16 protein-coding genes and 1 pseudogene are annotated in these 19,137 nt (G+C 39.4%); 7 read left to right on the forward strand and 10 right to left on the reverse strand.

What is annotated here, in order from left to right; all coding sequences use genetic code 11:
- Positions 1-335, reverse strand: a 335-nt coding sequence (locus P767_RS18935; RefSeq protein ID WP_245586891.1) for an ATP-binding cassette domain-containing protein, incomplete at its 3' end; no start/stop codon positions are given.
- A gap of 156 nt (positions 336-491) precedes the next feature.
- On the opposite strand from P767_RS18935, the pseudogene prfA reads away from it, so the two are divergent.
- Both prfA and P767_RS0113540 read left to right on the forward strand, forming a co-directional pair.
- Positions 492-1,552 (forward strand): annotated as a pseudogene (gene prfA / locus P767_RS17145) (peptide chain release factor 1).
- A 19-nt stretch (positions 1,553-1,571) separates the two neighbouring features.
- Complete coding sequence (locus tag P767_RS0113540; protein ID WP_157611542.1) at positions 1,572-2,231, forward strand: hypothetical protein; 660 nt, start codon at positions 1,572-1,574, stop codon at positions 2,229-2,231.
- Between the two features lie 4 nt (positions 2,232-2,235).
- Here the strand turns inward: P767_RS0113540 and galE are convergent, their stop codons facing one another.
- From galE to P767_RS0113565, 5 genes are all read right to left on the reverse strand, one after another.
- Positions 2,236-3,276 carry a UDP-glucose 4-epimerase GalE gene (gene galE, locus P767_RS0113545; RefSeq protein ID WP_026764954.1) on the reverse strand — a complete coding sequence of 347 codons (1,041 nt, stop codon included), beginning with the start codon at positions 3,274-3,276 and terminating at the stop codon, positions 2,236-2,238.
- A 59-nt stretch (positions 3,277-3,335) separates the two neighbouring features.
- Positions 3,336-4,379 (reverse strand): inorganic phosphate transporter, encoded by a 1,044-nt coding sequence (locus P767_RS18390; RefSeq protein ID WP_037351879.1) that lies wholly within the window; start codon positions 4,377-4,379, stop codon positions 3,336-3,338.
- 18 nt (positions 4,380-4,397) lie between these two features.
- Complete coding sequence (locus tag P767_RS18395) at positions 4,398-5,045, reverse strand: DUF47 domain-containing protein (protein WP_026764956.1); 648 nt, start codon at positions 5,043-5,045, stop codon at positions 4,398-4,400.
- Between the two features lie 100 nt (positions 5,046-5,145).
- Positions 5,146-6,189 carry a sensor histidine kinase gene (locus P767_RS0113560; RefSeq protein WP_026764957.1) on the reverse strand — a complete coding sequence of 348 codons (1,044 nt, stop codon included), beginning with the start codon at positions 6,187-6,189 and terminating at the stop codon, positions 5,146-5,148.
- Between the two features lie 35 nt (positions 6,190-6,224).
- Entirely contained in the window at positions 6,225-6,938 is a 714-nt protein-coding gene (locus P767_RS0113565) for a response regulator (RefSeq protein WP_245586892.1), read from the reverse strand.
- Positions 6,939-7,103: 165 nt separating this feature from the next.
- On the opposite strand from P767_RS0113565, the gene P767_RS0113570 reads away from it, so the two are divergent.
- Both P767_RS0113570 and P767_RS0113575 read left to right on the forward strand, forming a co-directional pair.
- Positions 7,104-8,204, forward strand: coding sequence for a hypothetical protein (locus P767_RS0113570; RefSeq protein WP_157611545.1), 1,101 nt, complete (start codon positions 7,104-7,106; stop codon positions 8,202-8,204).
- A 25-nt stretch (positions 8,205-8,229) separates the two neighbouring features.
- On the forward strand, positions 8,230-9,180 hold the full coding sequence (locus tag P767_RS0113575) for a hypothetical protein (RefSeq protein ID WP_026764960.1): 951 nt from the start codon (positions 8,230-8,232) through the stop codon (positions 9,178-9,180).
- A 12-nt stretch (positions 9,181-9,192) separates the two neighbouring features.
- Here P767_RS0113575 and P767_RS0113580 read toward each other — a convergent pair whose 3' ends face one another.
- On the reverse strand, positions 9,193-9,831 hold the full coding sequence (locus tag P767_RS0113580; protein ID WP_026764961.1) for an MBL fold metallo-hydrolase: 639 nt from the start codon (positions 9,829-9,831) through the stop codon (positions 9,193-9,195).
- A 59-nt stretch (positions 9,832-9,890) separates the two neighbouring features.
- On the opposite strand from P767_RS0113580, the gene P767_RS0113585 reads away from it, so the two are divergent.
- Entirely contained in the window at positions 9,891-13,259 is a 3,369-nt protein-coding gene (locus P767_RS0113585; RefSeq protein ID WP_037352812.1) for a hypothetical protein, read from the forward strand.
- A gap of 80 nt (positions 13,260-13,339) precedes the next feature.
- On the opposite strand, the gene P767_RS0113590 is transcribed toward P767_RS0113585, so the two are convergent.
- Positions 13,340-14,134 carry a TerC family protein gene (locus P767_RS0113590; protein WP_026764963.1) on the reverse strand — a complete coding sequence of 265 codons (795 nt, stop codon included), beginning with the start codon at positions 14,132-14,134 and terminating at the stop codon, positions 13,340-13,342.
- A gap of 8 nt (positions 14,135-14,142) precedes the next feature.
- Positions 14,143-15,246, reverse strand: coding sequence for a quinone-dependent dihydroorotate dehydrogenase (locus P767_RS0113595; RefSeq protein ID WP_245586893.1), 1,104 nt, complete (start codon positions 15,244-15,246; stop codon positions 14,143-14,145).
- Positions 15,247-15,296: 50 nt separating this feature from the next.
- Between P767_RS0113595 and P767_RS0113600 the strand changes: the two genes are divergently transcribed.
- Positions 15,297-16,472: an acetyl-CoA C-acyltransferase gene (locus P767_RS0113600; RefSeq protein ID WP_026764965.1), complete on the forward strand. Its 1,176-nt coding sequence runs from the start codon at positions 15,297-15,299 to the stop codon at positions 16,470-16,472.
- A gap of 64 nt (positions 16,473-16,536) precedes the next feature.
- The gene (locus tag P767_RS0113605) at positions 16,537-17,391 is read left to right on the forward strand and encodes a universal stress protein (protein WP_172637551.1); all 855 of its coding nucleotides are present in this window, start codon (positions 16,537-16,539) and stop codon (positions 17,389-17,391) included.
- A gap of 16 nt (positions 17,392-17,407) precedes the next feature.
- On the opposite strand, the gene P767_RS0113610 is transcribed toward P767_RS0113605, so the two are convergent.
- Positions 17,408-19,090, reverse strand: a complete 1,683-nt coding sequence (locus tag P767_RS0113610; protein WP_026764967.1) for an NAD+ synthase — start codon at positions 19,088-19,090, stop codon at positions 17,408-17,410.
- Between the last annotated feature and the right edge of the window lie 47 nt (positions 19,091-19,137).

Below are 19,137 nucleotides of genomic sequence, written 5' to 3' on the forward strand. Positions count from 1 at the left end.
ATTAGTTGTGTCAGGTTATTACACTGGTGCACCGAGCCAACAAATTGCAGGTACTCTTTTACATACAAATCGTAGTAGTGCGGATTCAGTTCTGATAAATAGCCGATTTTCTGTTTACAGGCCATTGGGTTTTCTGCCATATTGATTCCAGCTACCAAAATGGTTCCGCTATCCGGTTCAATGGAACCTGTAATCATTTTCATAGTTGTACTTTTTCCCGCTCCATTAGGTCCTAAAAAGCCAACGATCTCTCCTTTCTGTATGGTAAAAGAGAGATTGTTCACTGCGGTTTGTGTACCGTATTTTTTATGTAACTGACTTACTTCTATTGACATGTGGCTCTTTTGCAGCCTCAAACCTACTTCATTTTCAAGGTATTTCTCCCGATGATTCGTTAATATTTAGGGGGTAAAACCTTCAATTGACAGCTTTTCCGGCACGTAAAACCCCTTTAAAACCGTACTTTTGCACTCCCAAAATATGCCCACATTATGCTGAATAAGCTCGAAGCCATAAAAGCCAGATTTGACCAGGTTGGAATTGCCCTTACCAATCCGGAAATTATTAATAACCAGAAGGAGTTTGGCGTTTACAGCAAGGAATACCGTTCATTGGAAAAAATTGTTAAGCCTTACGAGGAATATGTAAGAGTATTGGCAGATCATCAATATGCCAAAGAGGCATTGAATAGTTCCGATGATGAAATGCGCGAATTGGCCAAAATGGAATTGCCTGAGCTGGAAGAAAAAAAGAGGCTTTGGAAAAGGAGCTTACCAAGTTATTGATTCCCAAAGATCCACAGGATGATAAGAATGCCATTTTGGAAATCAGGGCAGGAACAGGTGGAGATGAAGCCAGTTTATTTGCCGGTGACTTATTAGGTATGTATCTGAAATATTGCTCAAAGAAAGGATGGAAAACTTCCGTGGTGAGTGAAAGTGAGGGAACTGTAGGTGGATACAAAGAAGTAGTAGTAGAAGTGAGCGGAGAAGATGTTTACGGAACATTAAAATTTGAAAGTGGGGTGCATCGTGTACAACGTGTACCCAATACTGAAACCCAAGGTAGGGTACATACTTCTGCAGCTACTGTTGCGGTAATGCCGGAAGCCGAAGAACTGGATTTTGAATTGAAGGAAAGTGATGTAAAAATGGAAACTGCCCGTAGTGGTGGTGCGGGTGGTCAGAACGTAAATAAAGTAGAAACCAAAGTGTTCCTTACGCATATTCCAACCGGTGTTGTAGTAGTTTGTCAGACCGAGCGTTCTCAGTTGGCCAACCGGGAGAAAGCCATGGTTATGTTAAGAACCAAGCTATACGAAGAGCAGGTGAGAAAGCAGGAGGATGAAATTGCCCGTCAGCGTAAAACCCTGGTTAGTACCGGTGACCGCAGTGCTAAAATACGAACCTATAACTGGCCGCAGGGAAGGGTTACGGATCATAGAATTGGTTTAACTTCTTACAATCTGGATGCCGTAATTAATGGTGAAATTGATGAGTTTATTGAAGCATTGCAGATGGCTGAAAATGCGGAGAAAATGCTTAATCAATAATCTTTATTATATTAACAGTATGAAAATTCTGTTTGTATTGTTTGCAGTTGCTTTCATGTACACTGCTAATGCTCAGGGTTTGGGAACCCGTATCTTTTTAAAAGATGAGAACGGTGTTGATGTGCGTTCTAAGTCGGCTACCATTGAGCATGCCGATTATTTGTTTCATCCTGAATACCTGAAAGCCAATCTATATACCAAGACCGGCAAACTGTCCGGTGACTTTAAATACAAACTTTTACTGCATTTCAACCGATTGTTTTATCAGGAACCTTCAGGTGCAGATATGGAAGTCGTTAGTCCTATTTACAAGGTTGAATTTGAAATGCCCAATGGAAGCATCACGGTGTTTGAAAAGGGATTTGACCCAATTGATGGTTTGGATCAGAATAACTTCTATCAAATTTTAGCCAATGGCAAATTGCGATTGCTGATGGATACTAAATTTGAAACTGAAACCAAACAAGTATTTGGCACCGGAGCCGTTACCACAACTGAGAAACTGGTTAATTTTTATGCAGCAGCTGGTACAAAACTGGTAAAAATTACCAAAGAAGAACATGTGCTTGCTCTTATGACAGATAAGGCTACAGAAATGACTGCCTTCATTAAAAAAGAAAAACAAAATTCAGAAAGCAATCTGATTTGGAAAAGCTTTTCAATTATTATAATCAGTTGAAAAACTAGTTGTTAACAGCCTGATCCGCTTCCTGTTTCATCTTCAACTCCCATTTCCAGGCTGTGTCCATCATTTCTTTAATGCCGTATTTAATTTTCCAGCCTAGCTTATTAACAGCCGCATCGTTATTGGCATAAATAGCAATAACATCACCTGCTCTGCGAGGTCCTATTTCATAGTTTAGTTTTACACCACTAACTTCTTCAAAAGTGTGGATAGCTTCTAATACGCTAACGCCATCGCCTGTTCCCAGGTTGAATACATCGCAGTTGGTTTCATTTTTCCCGTCCATTAAATACTGAATGGCCAGTGTATGTGCATGTGCAATATCAGAAACATGAATATAGTCTCTTACGCAGGAACCATCTTTGGTAGGGTAGTCGTTTCCATGTACCCACATTTTAGGTAGTTTGCCTATTGCTGTTTGCGTAATGGCCGGTACTAAGTTCTGCGGCTTACCTACTGGCAGTTCTCCAATATTACAAGACGGGTGTGCTCCTACCGGATTAAAATATCTTAATAAGATTGTTTTAGTAGGTATTGCTTTAGTAAAATCTTTAATTACAACTTCTCCCATTTGTTTGGTTGCTCCATAAGGAGATTCTGCTGGCTTAATAGGAGAGTTTTCTGTTACCGGTATGGCATCCGGATTTCCGTAAACAGTGCAGGAAGAAGAAAAAACAAAATTAGGTATGGAGAATTCCTGAACACACTTCAATAAATTAATTAACCCGAACATATTGTTTTCATAATAGCGCAGGGGCTCTTCTACAGACTCACCCACTGCTTTGTATGCAGCAAAATGAATGATACCGTCAATGTCCGGATTCTCCTGAAATACTGCCTGTGTTTCATCGAAGTTTTTCAGGTCTACGGTATAGTTCTTTACTTTCTTACCTGTAATTTTTTCTATACCAGCTAATGCAATGGTTGTTGACCTGGAAAAATTATCTATAGATATAACATCAAATCCATTCTCAATTAAATCTACGATAGTATGGGAACCTATATAACCTGTACCTCCTGTAACTAAAATTTTTGCCATAAAAAAAGCGTATAATGTTTTCTGCAATATACGCTAATTGAATGCTTTGGTTGATTATTTTACTCAATCAATTTAATAATGGCATAGAATATTCCGGCAATCATTGCAGAAATTGGAATGGTTAAAATCCATGCCCACAAAAGATTTACGGTTACACCCCATCTTACAGCGCTTAATCTTTTGGTTGCTCCAACCCCAATAATAGCACCGGTAATGGTATGTGTAGTAGACACTGGTATCTTAAAGTGTTCGGTCATGAATAAGGTAATAGCACCAGCAGTTTCTGCAGCAACCCCCTCTAATGGGGTTACTTTAGTGATTTTGGTACCCATGGTTTTCACAATTTTCCAGCCACCACTTAATGTACCAAGACCGATACACAAGAAACTGGTAAATGGAACCCATGGATAGGCTGTAACGAATGTATTGAAGTCCATGATTACGCCATGTGCATTCTTTTCATAGAAAATGATGGCTGCTCCAATAATCCCCATTACTTTTTGTGCATCATTTCCACCGTGCCCGATACTGAATGCAGCTGAAGAAACCAGCTGTAGTTTCTTAAACCAGTTTTCTGCCTTGTAGGGGTTCGATCGTTTACATAAATGCACGATAATAATGGTAATAACAAATGCAATGAACATACCAATTAATGGCGCGAAGAAGATAAACAGAAAAGTGGGAACCACTTTTGCATAGTTGATAACATCGCCCGCTTCTCCGCTTAGTCCACCTGCATGTGCCAGAGCGGCTCCAATGAATCCACCCATTAATGTGTGTGAGGAGCTGGAAGGGATACCAAACCACCAGGTAATTAGGTTCCAGGTGATGGCGGCCATTATACCAGCCATTAATACTTCCAGCGTAATGAAATCAGCATTCACCCATTTAGCAACAGTATTACCAATACCAAATTCTTTAAAAATGTATTTGGAAATAAAGAAAGCAGCGAAGTTGAAAACCGCAGCCCACAATACAGCCTGAAATGGAGTTAATACTTTAGTTGAAACAATGGTTGCAATTGAATTGGCCGCATCATGAAACCCATTGATATAATCGAAAATAAAGGCCAAAACAATAATGATCACTAATAGTGTAAACATAACTATGTTTAATGCCTCTTAGGCGTATTTAATAATGATGGACTCAATTACATTGGCAGCGTCTTCACACTTATCCGTAGCAATTTCCATAACCTGATAGATTTCTCTTTTCTTGATTACTTCCTTGAAATCGTTTTCCTGCTGGAATAACATTTCAATACTCATATCAAATACATCATCAGCCTGATTTTCAATACTGTTTACTTTTACCATGGCTTCTGTCATCTCTCTCAGGTTCTTCATATTTCTTAAGCCCATAACCGCTTTCTTAATTTCAACGGTGCCCTGTAGTATAAGATCCGCCATTTTCTGTATGCCGGTATCGTTAGGGTTTACACTGTAGAAATTGATTTTCTTAGCTGACGCAAAAATATAGTCAGCAATATCATCCAATGCTGTTGCCAGATAGTGAATGTCTTCGCGGTCGAAAGGAGTAATGAAATTACGGCCCAATTCTGTAAACACTTTATGGGTATTATCGTCGTTCTTATGCTCCAGGTCTTCAATCTGAGCAAGGATTGCTCTTCTCTTGTCCTGGTCTGCTTCACTGACCATTTCCTTTAGTTTGCCACCCATCTCGTGAACTTTTTCTGCCACGTCTTCAAATAACTCGTAGAATAGCTGGTTTTTTGGCATGAAAAAACGGCCGATATTGTTTATGCCCATAGTGTTTATTTTCAGCAAAAGTACCTTAATGGGCAGGTTGGGACATTCGTTTAAGAAAAGTTAATAATTAGATAATATACAAATAAAACCAAATTTGTATTTATTTGATAGAGAGCGTAAAACCTACTGTAGTGCCAACGTCAATTTTCGACCGGATATGTATGGTCTGACTATGGGCTTCAATAATATGCTTGCAGATTGCCAGGCCTAAACCTGTTCCTCCAACATCCCTGCTTCTTCCCCGGTCGGTTCTGTAAAATCGTTCAAAAACCCTTGGCAAATGCTCTTCGGCTATTCCAATTCCATCGTCGCTCAATTCTACGAGCACATGTTCTTCATCTGTTTTATACACACTGGCTATAATCTGGCCGTTTTCTTTTCCGTATTTTATGGAGTTTACCACCAGGTTATTAATTACCTGTCTTATTTTCTCTTTATCTGCAAATACAGTAATGGGGAACTCGCAACCTTTTTTAATGCTGGCATTGATTTTTTTAGCATCAATTTTAATGGAGAGTGTTTCAAAAATTTCCTTGATTAATTCCTGAATTACAAAGTATTCCTTGTGTAAGGGCTGTTCACCCGTTTCTAATCTGGAAATGGCATCCAGGTCTTTAACCAGGTTTACCATTCTGGTTACATTCTTGGAAGTGTTTTCCAGAAAACGCAGACTAACTTCCTTATTGTCGATGGCCCCGTCTCTAAGCGTGTCAATATAACCCTGAATGGCAAAAATGGGTGTTTTAAACTCATGGGCCAGGTTTTGCAAAAATTCTTTTCGGAAAACCTCATTCTGTTTCAACATTTCTATTTCTGCGCTTCTTTGCTCTGCCCATTTTTCTACATCTTCTCTTACTTCATCAATTCCTTTTTGAGGCAAAATGTATTTATAATAGGTTTCCTCTCTTTTGCTGGCTTTGGTTTGATAAATGAATTTGTAAATCAATTTGATTTTTCGGTAAATAAAAGACTCGAGTACAAAGCCAATTAAAAAATAGCTTCCCAGAAAGGTTACTAATAAGGATATAAATGCAATGGTTATGTCTGGTTGTATTAGCCAGATACCCAATGAAATAGGTATGGCCAGAATGGCAGCAGTAAAGGCTGATAACTGTTTGGGAGATAGGTTTTTGGTGTTCAGCATGTAAGCAAATTACACAATTGAAACTTAAGCTTTTGTCAAATTTCAAACTTGTAGCCAACCCCTTTTACGGTAGTAATGCAGTCAATACCTAGTTTCTGTCTTACTTTTCTTACGTGTACATCAATGGTTCTGTCACCAACTATTACTTCATTGCCCCAGACTTGGGTGAGGATTTCGTTTCTTAAAAAAACCCTTCCCGGCTTGGATGCCAGCAAATAAATTAATTCAAATTCTTTTTTTGCCAGTACCACTTCGTTGCCGTTAATGGTAACCAGAAACTTAACCGGATCTATGCTGATATTACCAATCTGTAAGGTTTTTCCTGCTTCTTTGGTAGACACACGTCTGAATAATGCATTCACTCTGCTAACTAGTACTTTCGGACTGATGGGTTTACTGATATAGTCGTCTGCCCCTGTTTCCAATCCCTTGATTTGCGAACTTTCGTCGCTCATTGCGGTTAAAAAAATAATCAGGGTGTCCTGGAAGCTGGGTTGGGTCCTTAATATGGAGCAAACTTCAACCCCATTCTTTCTGGGCATCATGATATCTAAAATGATGAGGTCGGGATATAGCTGCTTGGCTTTATCAATGGCTTCATTTCCGTCTTTTGCCGTATGCACATCGTAGCCTTCCTTTTCCAGATTATAGCGGATAATTTCCAGGATATCCGGTTCGTCATCCGCAATTAAAATCTGTTTCGGCTTCACTTCCATATTAACATTCTGTTTACACAAAGTTAATTTCATTCCACGGCATAAATGGCATTTTGTATTATTATCTAATTGTTAACTGACTGATTGACTATTTTTACAGCCAATATGTATAAATATTTCTATTTCTTCTGTCTCTTTTTATTCAGTATGAATACTGGCTTTGGCCAGCAAACAGACTCAATGCCCCAGATACCGGCAATGAGACAATTACATCATGAGTACATTGTTAGATCGTGGGATGCCATCCGCGCCAATAAAGCCCAACTTGTTCCCATTTCAGAGGAAGATCAACGTAATGTTGACCGGATATTATTTCAGCTGAGGAATTTTATTGAAAGAAGTGAATTGATTGATAACAATGGAAAATATACCTGGTTAAGAGGCGTAAATGAAATATTGACCGGCTATTTGAATAATAGTACAGTGAACAGGCCGGCGCCAACCTCTATTGTGAAACTCCTGGAGACGTATCAAACCGCTATGCGTTCTCAGTTGAAAGGAGAATCAATTGCCCCTCTGATGCAGGTTCTTGACCTGGAGTCAGCAGGACTATTTGCAGAAAATATTGGCCTGGTAAAGAATGTGGGTATCAATGAAGTTAAAGACAGTATAGTAGTAAAACAATGTGTTAGAAACCCGGATAGAATTTTACCCATTCTGGTAAAAAGCCCGGCCACCGCTTCTGCTGAAAGTTTAATTATACAGGCTGCATTCAGAAATCCGGAAGAATTATATAGCTATGCGGCGGCCCCCAATCCCCTTGGTAAAAAGATTCAATCTGTGAATCATCCTTTTGTGAAAATTGTGGCACAACTGGCTTTAACAAGTACTGGCAGAATGTATTTTCCTTTTTTAGATCAGCTGTATACAGGCAAACTAAAAATGGATTCTATTACCCGTTATGTAGGAAATGATACTTCATCTGGATATTATAGTTTGCTGGTAAGAACCCGAATAGATTATGCAAGCAGAATGCAGGCCGGAGATACCCCTATGGCTGCTAAAGTATTAAGTGCCAAATTAAAATCAAAAGGCATTGAATTATATATCAATGAAATCAATGCCTTACACGATGAAAATAATCCGGCGGTCCGTTTTAAAATAATCAGTCGCTTAAGTCCGCAGGAATTGTATTACCTGGCTGTAACCGGAGAGGAAGAACTGTATACTTCGAGTTATGTTAGCGGAGTGTATCCAAGGATTTTTTCGGGAATGAAAGTTCCCAGGGCAGATTCTATTTTGAAATGGGTTAATTATGATTATTATAAAAAGTTTATAAAAAATTGCAGCTGCTTATAATAAACTGGACGATTTTCTTGCCAAAATGGATAAGCAGGATGCAGAGAAGCTGATGAAGGGATTTGTGAATGGATTGGAAAAAACAAATTCACTGGAAGATGCGGTTGATGTGGCGGATTCTTATGCAAGCATTTATAATCCTTCTCTAAAAAAACTAATGCTGAATCAGGTTCGCGCCGAATTAAATCGTTGCACTGAAATCAATAACAAGAGAGGGAAAGTGATTTATGAGTTACTCGAAACTATTTTTTCCTCCCTGGAGCCGAACAACAAAATTGATTTATCTGCGAAGCTGGGAATCATGCCTGTGTATGAATTGCCGAATCAGTTGTTGAAGGATGAGTTGAATGGAAGGGTAGTTATGCAGCAATTCTTTTACGGTGATAAGGACGGGATGGTTATCTTCAATGCATTCTTAAACAGGTTCAGAAATCCCAACTGGAAAATCACCAAAAAATCACAGTGGGTGGAAGTGAGTTCCAGAAAAGGAGTTCCCATTACCATTTTTGCCAACTTGCCATTAGACGAAACAGAAGATTTGGATACACAGTCTCAGGATAGTTTAATTGCCTATTTAAATGAACAGAAACTCCATCCCAGTGTGGTTATTCACCGGGGACATAGTTATTATCTGAATCAGACTGTTCACAAAATGCCTTCTTCTGCCAAACTGGTGTTATTGGGCAGTTGCGGTGGTTATCAGCGTTTAAATGAAGTGTTGGAAATTGCTCCCGGAGCTCATATTATTTCTTCCAAGCAAATTGGAACCGGAGTTATTAATCAGGGATTAATTAATGTGATTAGTGAAGACATCCGTTTAGGTAAAAATTTAAAGTGGCCCAATCTATGGAACAATCTAGCTGTGAGATTCAGTGGCAGTGCCAGAGAAAAATTTGATGACTACGTGCCACCTCATAAAAATCTGGGTGCCATTTTCATCACCGCTTTCAATGCATCTATGCAACAAGACCTTTAATGCCGACTTGATTTATTGAAGGAAAGGGTTATTTCTTTTTTCGTAGCCAATAGTGGTGGTTAAACCATGGCCAGGATAAACTTTTACTTCATCTGGCAGGGTAAACAGGTTGTTTCTTATGCTTTGAAGCAGTAGTTCATGATTTCCTCCCGGCAAATCAGTTCTTCCGATACTTTCTCTGAACAGCACATCACCCCCAATTAAAAATGACTGTGATTCACTGTAGAAGCAGATGCTGGCAGGGGAGTGACCGGGAGCAAATATCACTTTCAAGGCATCATTTCCCAGCAAAACAGTATCTCCTGGATGAAGGAATTGTAAGGGTCCTTGGTAGTTTTCAAAGGGAAGCCCCCATTTTTCGCCGGAGAGAGGGGCCATTTTTAGCATGGCTTCTTCATCGGGATGTATATGAAGTGGCGTCTTGAAAGTTTCATAAACCCATTTGTTTCCAAAAACATGGTCCAAATGACAATGCGTGTTCAACAATTTAACCACTTCCAGTTCATTTGTTTGAATAAACTGGAACAATTGTTCCTTTTCTGCAGGGAAATAGCAACCCGGATCAATGATAATTGCTTTTTGATCTTCGTTGTAAACCACATACGTATTTTCCTGAATGGGACTAAATGTAAAAACCTTAACCTTTAACATACACCTATTTTACCTGCTTTTAATGGTAAATGACTAATTTTAAAGACCAAAGTTCGGATATGCAATTGAATAGAATCAGTAAACTCATTTTTTTTCTTGGAATCCTTGGTTCAACAGAACTGAAGGCACAGGTAAACAGTGTTGAATTTGGTAAGAACAGAATTCAGCATCAGAAGTTCAACTGGAAATTTTACCAGTCTCCTAATTTCAATACCTATATTACGCAGGGAGGTGTTGAACTTGGAAAATTTGTTAGCCAGGTGGCTGAGGAAGAATTAAAATCCATTGAAAACTTCATTGAATATTCATTGCAGCGAAGAGCCAATATTGTGGTTTACAACAACTACAATGATTTTAAAAGCAGCAATATTGGATTGGGGTCCGACTGGCAAAATGCGGGAGGAGTAACCAAACTGGTGAACAATAAAATTATCGTTTATTACAACGGGAATCACAATAAATTAAAAACACAAATAAGAGAGGGTATAGCCAAAGTGCTTACTGATAATCTCTTATTTGGCGACGATATTGGCGAGTTTGCCAGTAACCAGGCTTTGCTGGATTTGCCTAAATGGATGGTAGATGGATATGTAGCTTATGCAGGTCAGTCGTGGAGTACAGAAAAGGACGATGAATTAAAAAGTGCCATGTTGAGCGGCAGATATAATTCATTTTATCAGTTTGCATTTGAAAAGCCTGTCCTTGCCGGTCATGCTTTCTGGAATTATATTGGTGAAAAATATCGCAGAGAAAATATTACCTATTTGTTGTACCTGGCCAGAATGTACAAGAATATCAATAACGCCTGTCTTAGAATTTGCAAGAAAAAATTCAATGATGTATTGAACGATTTTATGCAGTTTCAACAGGACCGATATATTAAAGACATTCGTCAGCGCAGAAATCAGTTAAAAGGACAACTAACAGTTACAGAGGAAATTGGTAAGAGGGATTATTTCCGCTTTCAGGCCAATCCCAATCCGCGAAGCAATACCTATTCTGTTCTTGAATTCAAGAAAGGAGTCTACACAGTAAAGCTGATGGAGAATTTCTATGATTCAAAAGTTTTGTTGAAAAGTGGAGTTTTAACCAATGGTCAGGATGTAAATCCAAACTATCCCATCATGGCATGGGATGGTAAAGGCACTCGCTTACTTGTGATTTACTGGGAAAAAGGAAAAATTAACATGTTTGTATACGATTTGATAGCCAGATACAAACGCTTCAAGCAAACCATTGATGGATTTGATCAGATCCTGGATGCCAGCTTTATGCTGGACGCCAATACCCTGGTTTTAAGTGCAGTAAAAAATGGTCACGCGGACATTTATACTTATAAAATTGAGGAGCAGAAAGCAACACAAATTACCAATGACGTTTACGACGACCTGGATCCCACCATTGTATCTTTTCCAAACCGGGTAGGAATTATTTTTGCTTCGAACAGACCTGGTAACAATGCGCCTAATAAAGACACTGTACTACCCAGCCGTTATCCTTTTAATATTTACATGGTTGATATTCTGAACAGCAGCAACGAAAAGCAGATTTCTCAGTTGACCAATGTAAAAATGGGGAATGCCCGTTATCCAATGCAATACAATACCAATCACTTCACATTTGTGTCTGATGAAAATGGAATTGGCAACCGATGGGCAGGATTCTTTTCTACGCAAAGGAATGGTCTGGATACCTTGTACTACATAGGAGAAGAAATCTTGCGCAATCCGGCACCTAAGGAATTTGATTCTACATTGATGGCCTGGCAAAAACAAGAACCGGACAGTGTAAGTTATTTTCAGGTGTTCAAAGATTCTACCTATACTTTCCCGATCACCAATTATCAGAGCTCATTACTGGAAACAAGAATTGCCGGGAATAACGGTCAGGTAAGTGAAGTAAGAAGAGAGGGCGATTTTAAATTTGTTTACAAGCTCAAAGTAGATGAACAGGCACTGGCCAGAAGAAATGTTACGGCAAGAAATACAGAGTATGTAAAGAAAATTTTAGATGAGAAAAAACTGGTAGAGGGAAAAGCCATACAATACAATAATAATAAGCCTGCAAATGATACGGCTAAAAAAGTAATTGTTTTTCAGAATGAGTTTGCAGATGAATTGCCGGATACTACAGTAAAAATTAATGCAGCGGCAAATCCACAACAAAGGCAGTCTTCATTGGCCAGATCTAAGTTGTACGATTACCGTTTAAAGTTCAGTTCAGATTATTTACTGGGTGGATTCTCTAACAATGTTTTGATTAACCGTTATCAACCTTATGCAGGTGGTGCTGGTCCGATTCGCCTGAACAATGGGAATGATTTCAACTTCACTTTCCGTGTAGGAGTTAGCGACCTGATGGAAGATGTGAAATTTGTTGCAGGTATGCGTTTCGGTACTTCCCTTTCCGATAAGGACCTTTTACTTTCTTTTCAGAACAACCGCAGAAAATTAGACTGGGGGCTTACTTATTATAGAAGCAATATCACAAACTTCTACAATATACAGGTTAACAATATGCTCTATACCAATTTGTATCAGGCTAATGTAACTTATCCTATTAATGAAGTAAAAAGCATCAGGGCTACCATTGGATTACGTTCGGACAGAGGCGTTATAAAATCATTTGATAATTTGGCTGGTCAACCTAATCCTGCTGCATTGGCATATAATGATACTGTATCCAAGTATATCTTATCTAGATTAGAGTATGTGCACGATAATACCATTAATCCAACACAGAATATCTGGAATGGTCTTAGATACAAGGTATACCTGGACATTAATATGCCTACTCAGAAAACAGCTTTGAATAATGGCAAAGCCACTATGAACTTCGGCTTTGATGGCAGGTACTATCATAAAATTTATCGCAACTTTATCTGGGCAGGTAGAGTTGCAGCTGATTTCTCTTGGGGGAATCAAAAGCTTATTTATTATCTGGGAGGAGTAGATGGCTGGATTGGACCTAAATTCAATAATGGTAATCAGCCGGCTGCAGATCAAAGCTATGCTTTCCAGTCTCTTGCCGTAAATATGCGCGGTTACAGGCAGAATATAGCTAACGGTAACAATGCTTTTGTAATTAACAGTGAATTCCGTCTGCCTTTATTCTCTACCTTATTCGACAGACCCATCAACAATGCATTCCTGCGTAATTTTCAGTTGGTACAGTTTGTTGATCTGGGAACTGCATGGAATGGCAAGTACAACGGTATCAAACGTCCGGGTGAAGTAATTGCCAATAACCAAACACCAGTTGTAGTAAGAATTGATGCTGGCGGATTGGGACCTTTTGCCGGCGGTTACGGCTTTGGTGTAAGAAGTACATTGTTGGGCTACTTTATGAAGTTCGACGCTGGCTGGCCAATGAAAGGAATATTTAAAGGCGCGCCGGTATACTATTTCGCACTGGGTTTTGACTTTTAAGTATACTAAAGAATAAAAATAAAAAAGCAGGTGAATAGTTAGTCACCTGCTTTTTTTATGCTCTGTTTATAATAGGCTATTTATTTTGCCTGATCATTATATCCTTCCTGAGGAACTTCAATATGATGTTCTCTAAGTTTAACTGGCACTGTTTTCTTTCTGGCTTTCATATTCAGCAACTCAACAATAAAGGAGAATGCCATGGCAAAATATACATAATGCTTTAAGTGGAGTTCATGTGCCTGTTCTGCATTCCATCCCTCTACCAATAGGACCATACCAATCATTACCAGAAAAGACAAAGCAAGCATTTTAAGGGTTGGATGCTTATGTATAAATGAAGAAATATTGGGGCTGAATAAAAACATAATAATCATTGCAATTACTACAGCGGCAATCATTACTTCCAGGTGCTTGGCTGTACCACCTGCAGTAATGATACTATCGAAACTGAAGACCATGTCGATCATGATGATTTGTGCAATACCATTGGCAATTCCTAATTCTTTTGATTTTCTTCCTGCCAAAGCATCTTCTTCTCCTTCCAGCTTATGGTGAATTTCCTTTACTGTTTTATAAATAAGGAACAATCCTCCCGCCAGCATTACCAGGCTGGCCAAATCAAAATCTTTTCCTGCTACACTGAATACTGGTTTGCCTTTTTGAGATAGCAGCCAGCTTAATCCAAACAATAAAATAGTTCTTGTGATAATGCCGGTTACCATCCAGATCAGTCTTGCATTTTTCTGAAATGCCTTGGGCATCCGGTTCATGATAATACTGACAAAAATTACATTGTCAATGCCAAGTACCACTTCAAGAATGGTAAGAATCAAAAAGCTGATTAAGCTCTCCGTGGTGAATAAGTGCTCCATGTATGGGGTTATTTATTTTTTGCTAAGTAAGTACAAATGTTTTTTACAATAGATGGGCCTTCATATACAAATCCGGTCCATACCTGAATTAAAGCCGCACCTGCTTTTAATTTTTCCTTTGCATCTTCTCCGGTGAATATGCCACCGCTGGCTATAATGGGGATGGTTCCAACTGTTTGTTCTGCAATATAGCGGACAATCCGGGTTGATTTTTCCCTCACGGGTTTTCCACTAAGTCCACCCATGCCAATTTCATTGCTTAATGCGGCAGATGCCGGGCTAAGGTTAGATCTGTCCAATGTGGTATTGGATGCTACCAGACCACTTAATTTCATTTCCATGGATAAGGCTACAATATCATCCAGTTGAGGCTGAGATAAATCCGGAGCTATTTTTAATAAGATGGGTTTGGGTTGATTTTTTCCTGCGTTAATGGATTGGAGTTCTCCGAATATTTTTCTAAGTGCGTCTTTTTCCTGAAGTTCTCTAAGGCCAGGTGTGTTGGGAGAACTTACATTCACAACAAAATAATCAACTTCATTGTGAAGCTCATTAAAACAGATGGTATAATCTTTCCAGGCTTCTTCGTTGGGAGTCACTTTGTTTTTACCAATGTTTCCGCCCACAACCAGGTCGCTGTTTTTACCACGGCTATTCCAGTTTACCAGTCTTTTTTTTATGGCATCTACCCCTTCATTGTTAAACCCCATCCGATTAATTAATGCCTGATCTGCCGGTAATCTGAACAGGCGCGGAAGGTCGTTGCCTGCCTGGGCTTTTGGTGTAACAGTTCCTATCTCTACAAATCCAAATCCCAATGCCTCCAGTTCATGCAGGTAGGCTGCATTTTTATCGAATCCGGCACCCAATCCTACAGGGTTTTTAAAACGAATTCCCATTACGGTTTTCTCCAGATCGGTCCCTTTGTATTGAAAGGAATTTCTGATTAAGGTATCCCCCAGGCCAAGAGAAGTAGCTATTTTCAGGCTATTCATTGAAAAATAGTGCACTTTTTCAGGAGGCGCCTTGAACAGCAGATTTCTTATTAACGTATACAATTGATAAGTTTTTGCGAAAATACCCCCAAAGGACCATTTAAAATTTAGTTGCATAAACAACTTTTAAACCTTTTTCTTACATTTGGTATTAATAAATTCAGTTTATGCAAGAAGCTTACATTGTAGCAGGTTACAGAACCGCAGTAACGAAAAGTAAGAAAGGTGGATTCCGGTTTTTCAGACCCGATGATCTGGCTGTAGAAGTTATCAAGGGATTGGTTGCTTCCGTGCCTCAGCTGGATACGAAGCTGGTTGATGATGTGATTGTTGGTAATGCTGTTCCTGAAGCAGAACAAGGATTGCAGTTTGGAAGAATTATAGCAGCCAAAGCATTGGGTATTGATGCCGCCGGTATCACAATCAACCGATATTGTGCAAGTGGGTTAGAGAGTATTGCTACAGCAACTGCTAAAATTAGAACGGGCATGGCTGAATGTATTATTGCAGGTGGAACAGAAAGTATGAGTATGGTTCCCACTGCCGGCTGGAAAACCGTTCCTTCCTATGCCATTGCAAAAGATGAACCTGATTATTATTTAAGTATGGGCTTAACTGCAGAAGCAGTTGCCAATGAGTATAATGTTTCCAGAGAAGACCAGGATGAGTTTGCCTATCAGTCTCATATGAAAGCAAAGAATGCAATTGAGAATGGTTATTTTAAATCGGGCATACTTCCCATTACTGTGGAAGAAACTTACTTAAATGAAAAGGGTAAAAAAGCTACCCGTTCCTATGTTGTTGATACGGATGAGGGATTAAGAGCGGATACCACCGTTGAAGGGCTGTCTAAATTAAAGCCAGCTTTTGCAGTTAACGGATCAGTAACCGCCGGTAACTCCTCTCAAACCAGTGATGGCGCTGCTTTTGCTATTGTAATGAGTGAGAGAATGATGAAGTCGCTTGGTTTGGCACCCATTGGTAGACTGGTGAATTGTGCTTCTGCAGGTGTGCATCCCAGAATCATGGGAATTGGTCCGGTAGCTGCCATTCCTAAAGTGTTGAAGCAAGCCGGCATGAACCTGGCTGATATAGATTTAATTGAATTGAATGAGGCATTCGCTTCTCAGTCTCTGGCTGTTATAAGAGAATTGGGATTGGATCCATCCAGAGTAAATATAAACGGAGGTGCCATTGCATTGGGACACCCGTTGGGTTGCACAGGTTGTAAACTAACTGTACAACTGCTAAACGATATGAAGCGATTGAATAAAAAATACGGATTGGTTACTGCCTGTGTGGGCGGCGGACAAGGAATTGCCGGAATTATAGAAAACTTATAATTCATGATTTTTTTCATTTTTTGTGTAGAAATTTAGTAGGAACTTCATGCTAAATCACCGAAACATGAAAACCATCGTTTTACCTACCGATTTTTCAGCAACTGCCAGTAATGCTGCAGACTATGCGGTTCATTTTGCCAAGCAGGTAAATGCTGAACGCATTATCCTGTTGCATGCTTATGAAATACCTGTTGCCATTGATCCAATGATGCCCGGTATTCAAATACCGGAAGTGGATGGGTTCAGGGAAACGGCTGAAAGCAGACTCTTGCAGTTCAGAGCTGATTTGCTCGTAAAATATTCTGATAGCCATTTAATTTTTGATACACTTGCCGTTTATGGTTCCATACTTTCTGCGTTGGAAGATTTACAGGAAAAAGATCCTATTGAATTGGTTGTGATGGGTATTACCGGAGGTGGGGCGCTGGAAGAAACTTTAATTGGCAGTAACACGGTTCATATAGCTGAAAATACTTCTCTGCCCTTAATTATCGTTCCGGCCAATTGTGTTTTTAAGCCAGTAAAAAAACTCATGTTTGCCTGCGACTTCAATGATGCAGAAAAATACATTCCGGTTAATCAGATTGCTGCTTTTCAACAAATAACAGGTGCTAGCTTAGCTGTGTTTAATATTGAAGGGGAACCCAGTGAATTTGAAGAAACTTTTCCTGGTACTGTAATGGGGGAGAGTTTTGCCGTACATACCGTGATGGATAAACTGAATCCAAGCTATCACTTTTCTCACGCAAAGAATTTTCTGGATGGTATCAATCAATTTGTAGATGAACAGGGCGTTGACCTGGTGATTACAGTGCCCAAGGAACATAATTTCTTTGAAAGAATTTTTTCTTCCAGTCATACCAAAAAACTGGCATTCCATAGTCATGTACCGGTACTGGTTTTAAGCCGTCAGGATTAATGCCGGTGTACTTTTATTAACTCAGGTATTTTCCAACAATCGGCATTCTGCGACCCACTCCAAATGCTTTGGGCGAAATACGTATGATTGGACAAAACTGGTTACGTTTGTATTCATTGTTGTTGACCATTTTAATGGTACGGTCAACCAATGCTGCATCAAACCCCTGAGCTTTTATATTATCCGGACTTAGGCGTTTTTCAATGTATTGATACAATAGCTTGTCTAATACCTGATAGTCCGGCAAACTGTCGCTGTCTTTTTGATTGGGTCTTAATTCTGCACTGGGTGCTTTGTAAATAATATTTGTCGGGATAATTTCTTTGTTGCGATTGATGAATTTAGCCAGTTCATACACTTGCAGTTTATAACAATCTCCCAATACTCCCAGACCTCCTGCCATATCTCCATAGAGTGTTCCATATCCGGTGGCCAGTTCACTTTTGTTGGAAGTATTCAATAGTACGTATCCAAATTTATTAGCGATGGCCATCAACAGGTTTCCTCTGCTTCTGCTTTGAATATTTTCTTCTGCCAGTGAAAAGGGCAATCCATTAAACAGTGGCTCCAGTGTTTGCAAAAAAGATTGGTAAACCGAATCTATCCTGATAATATCAAAAGGGTTGTTCAGATTTTTACTGAGTGCAACCGCATCGTTTACTGAATGATCAGTAGAGTAAGGAGAGGGCATTAAAATGGCTCTTACATTTTCAGCCCCTAGTGCATCACAGGCGATGGCAAGGGTTACAGCAGAATCAATCCCGCCGGATGAACCCAATATGGCTTTGGTAAAGCCCATTTTGCTGAAATAATCCCGAATGCCTGATACCAGTGCATTGTAGACCTGTTCAATATTTAATTCGGGTTCCAGTTTGGCCGGATTCAATTCTTTTTCCGGTATTCTGCTGGCTGGTTCCAATATGGGACCGTTGATGCTTCCGTTATCATTTAACTCAACATAATCCAATGCTTCTTCAAACATGGGAAAAGCTTTCATAAGGTTGGCTTCTTTGTCAAAAACCAGCGAAGCGCCGTCGAAAACTATTTCTGTTTGACTTCCTACTGCATTGCAATAAAAAAGGGGAATCCTGTATTTCTGCACATTCGCTTTAATGACTGCTTTTCTGTCTTCGTCGTGTGTGTAGTCGAAAGGAGAGGCGCTTAGATTCAGCATGATATCCGGATTGAATTTCATTAATTCATCCATCGGACAAATTCTGTATAAGGGATTGTCTCCCAAATTCCAGATGTCTTCGCAAATCGTTACTGCCAGTTTTTTCCCTTTAAAGTGAATGATATTCCATTCGTATGCAGGTTCAAAATATCGGTATTCGTCGAAGACGTCGTAAGTAGGTAAGAGGGTTTTGTGCACTACAGCTTTTACCTCTTTCTCATATAAAAAGTAGGCGGCATTAAACAAATCCTTCCCTCTCTGGTGATTATTTTTAACCGGACTTCCAATCAGCACCCCAATGGTATCTGCATATTCCTTGATGGTATTTATTGCTTCCGTACATTTTTCAATGAAATCTTCAAACTCAACAAAATCCCTGGCAGGGTATCCGCAAACGGTCATTTCGCTGAATAGAATCAAATCTCCACCTGCAGCTTTGGCTGCTTTAATTGCTTCGATTATTTTGGCCGTGTTGTATGCAAAGTTGCCAATATGATAATTTTGCTGGGCTATGAATATTTTCATGCTGCAAATTTCATCAATTTAACAATAGGATGGCAATCCTTTCCGTT

Source organism: Sediminibacterium salmoneum NBRC 103935 (genome assembly GCF_000511175.1).
Classification (GTDB): domain Bacteria; phylum Bacteroidota; class Bacteroidia; order Chitinophagales; family Chitinophagaceae; genus Sediminibacterium; species Sediminibacterium salmoneum.

Bases quoted from the DNA above. Each gene is read 5' to 3' on its own strand.
- P767_RS0113580 (WP_026764961.1), bottom strand. From the start codon at position 9,831: ATGTTAAAGGTTAAGGTTTTTACATTTAGTCCCATTCAGGAAAATACG.
- P767_RS0113565 (WP_245586892.1), bottom strand. From the start codon at position 6,938: ATGAAATTAACTTTGTGTAAACAGAATGTTAATATGGAAGTGAAGCCG.
- P767_RS18395 (WP_026764956.1), bottom strand. From the start codon at position 5,045: ATGGGCATAAACAATATCGGCCGTTTTTTCATGCCAAAAAACCAGCTA.
- P767_RS18390 (WP_037351879.1), bottom strand. From the start codon at position 4,379: ATGTTTACACTATTAGTGATCATTATTGTTTTGGCCTTTATTTTCGAT.
- P767_RS0113610 (WP_026764967.1), bottom strand. From the start codon at position 19,090: ATGAAAATATTCATAGCCCAGCAAAATTATCATATTGGCAACTTTGCA.
- P767_RS0113570 (WP_157611545.1), top strand. From the start codon at position 7,104: ATGAGACAATTACATCATGAGTACATTGTTAGATCGTGGGATGCCATC.
- P767_RS0113540 (WP_157611542.1), top strand. From the start codon at position 1,572: ATGAAAATTCTGTTTGTATTGTTTGCAGTTGCTTTCATGTACACTGCT.
- galE (WP_026764954.1), bottom strand. From the start codon at position 3,276: ATGGCAAAAATTTTAGTTACAGGAGGTACAGGTTATATAGGTTCCCAT.
- P767_RS0113590 (WP_026764963.1), bottom strand. From the start codon at position 14,134: ATGGAGCACTTATTCACCACGGAGAGCTTAATCAGCTTTTTGATTCTT.
- P767_RS0113585 (WP_037352812.1), top strand. From the start codon at position 9,891: ATGCAATTGAATAGAATCAGTAAACTCATTTTTTTTCTTGGAATCCTT.
- P767_RS0113595 (WP_245586893.1), bottom strand. From the start codon at position 15,246: ATGCAACTAAATTTTAAATGGTCCTTTGGGGGTATTTTCGCAAAAACT.
- P767_RS0113600 (WP_026764965.1), top strand. From the start codon at position 15,297: ATGCAAGAAGCTTACATTGTAGCAGGTTACAGAACCGCAGTAACGAAA.
- P767_RS0113560 (WP_026764957.1), bottom strand. From the start codon at position 6,189: ATGCTGAACACCAAAAACCTATCTCCCAAACAGTTATCAGCCTTTACT.
- P767_RS0113575 (WP_026764960.1), top strand. From the start codon at position 8,230: ATGGATAAGCAGGATGCAGAGAAGCTGATGAAGGGATTTGTGAATGGA.
- P767_RS0113605 (WP_172637551.1), top strand. From the start codon at position 16,537: ATGAAAACCATCGTTTTACCTACCGATTTTTCAGCAACTGCCAGTAAT.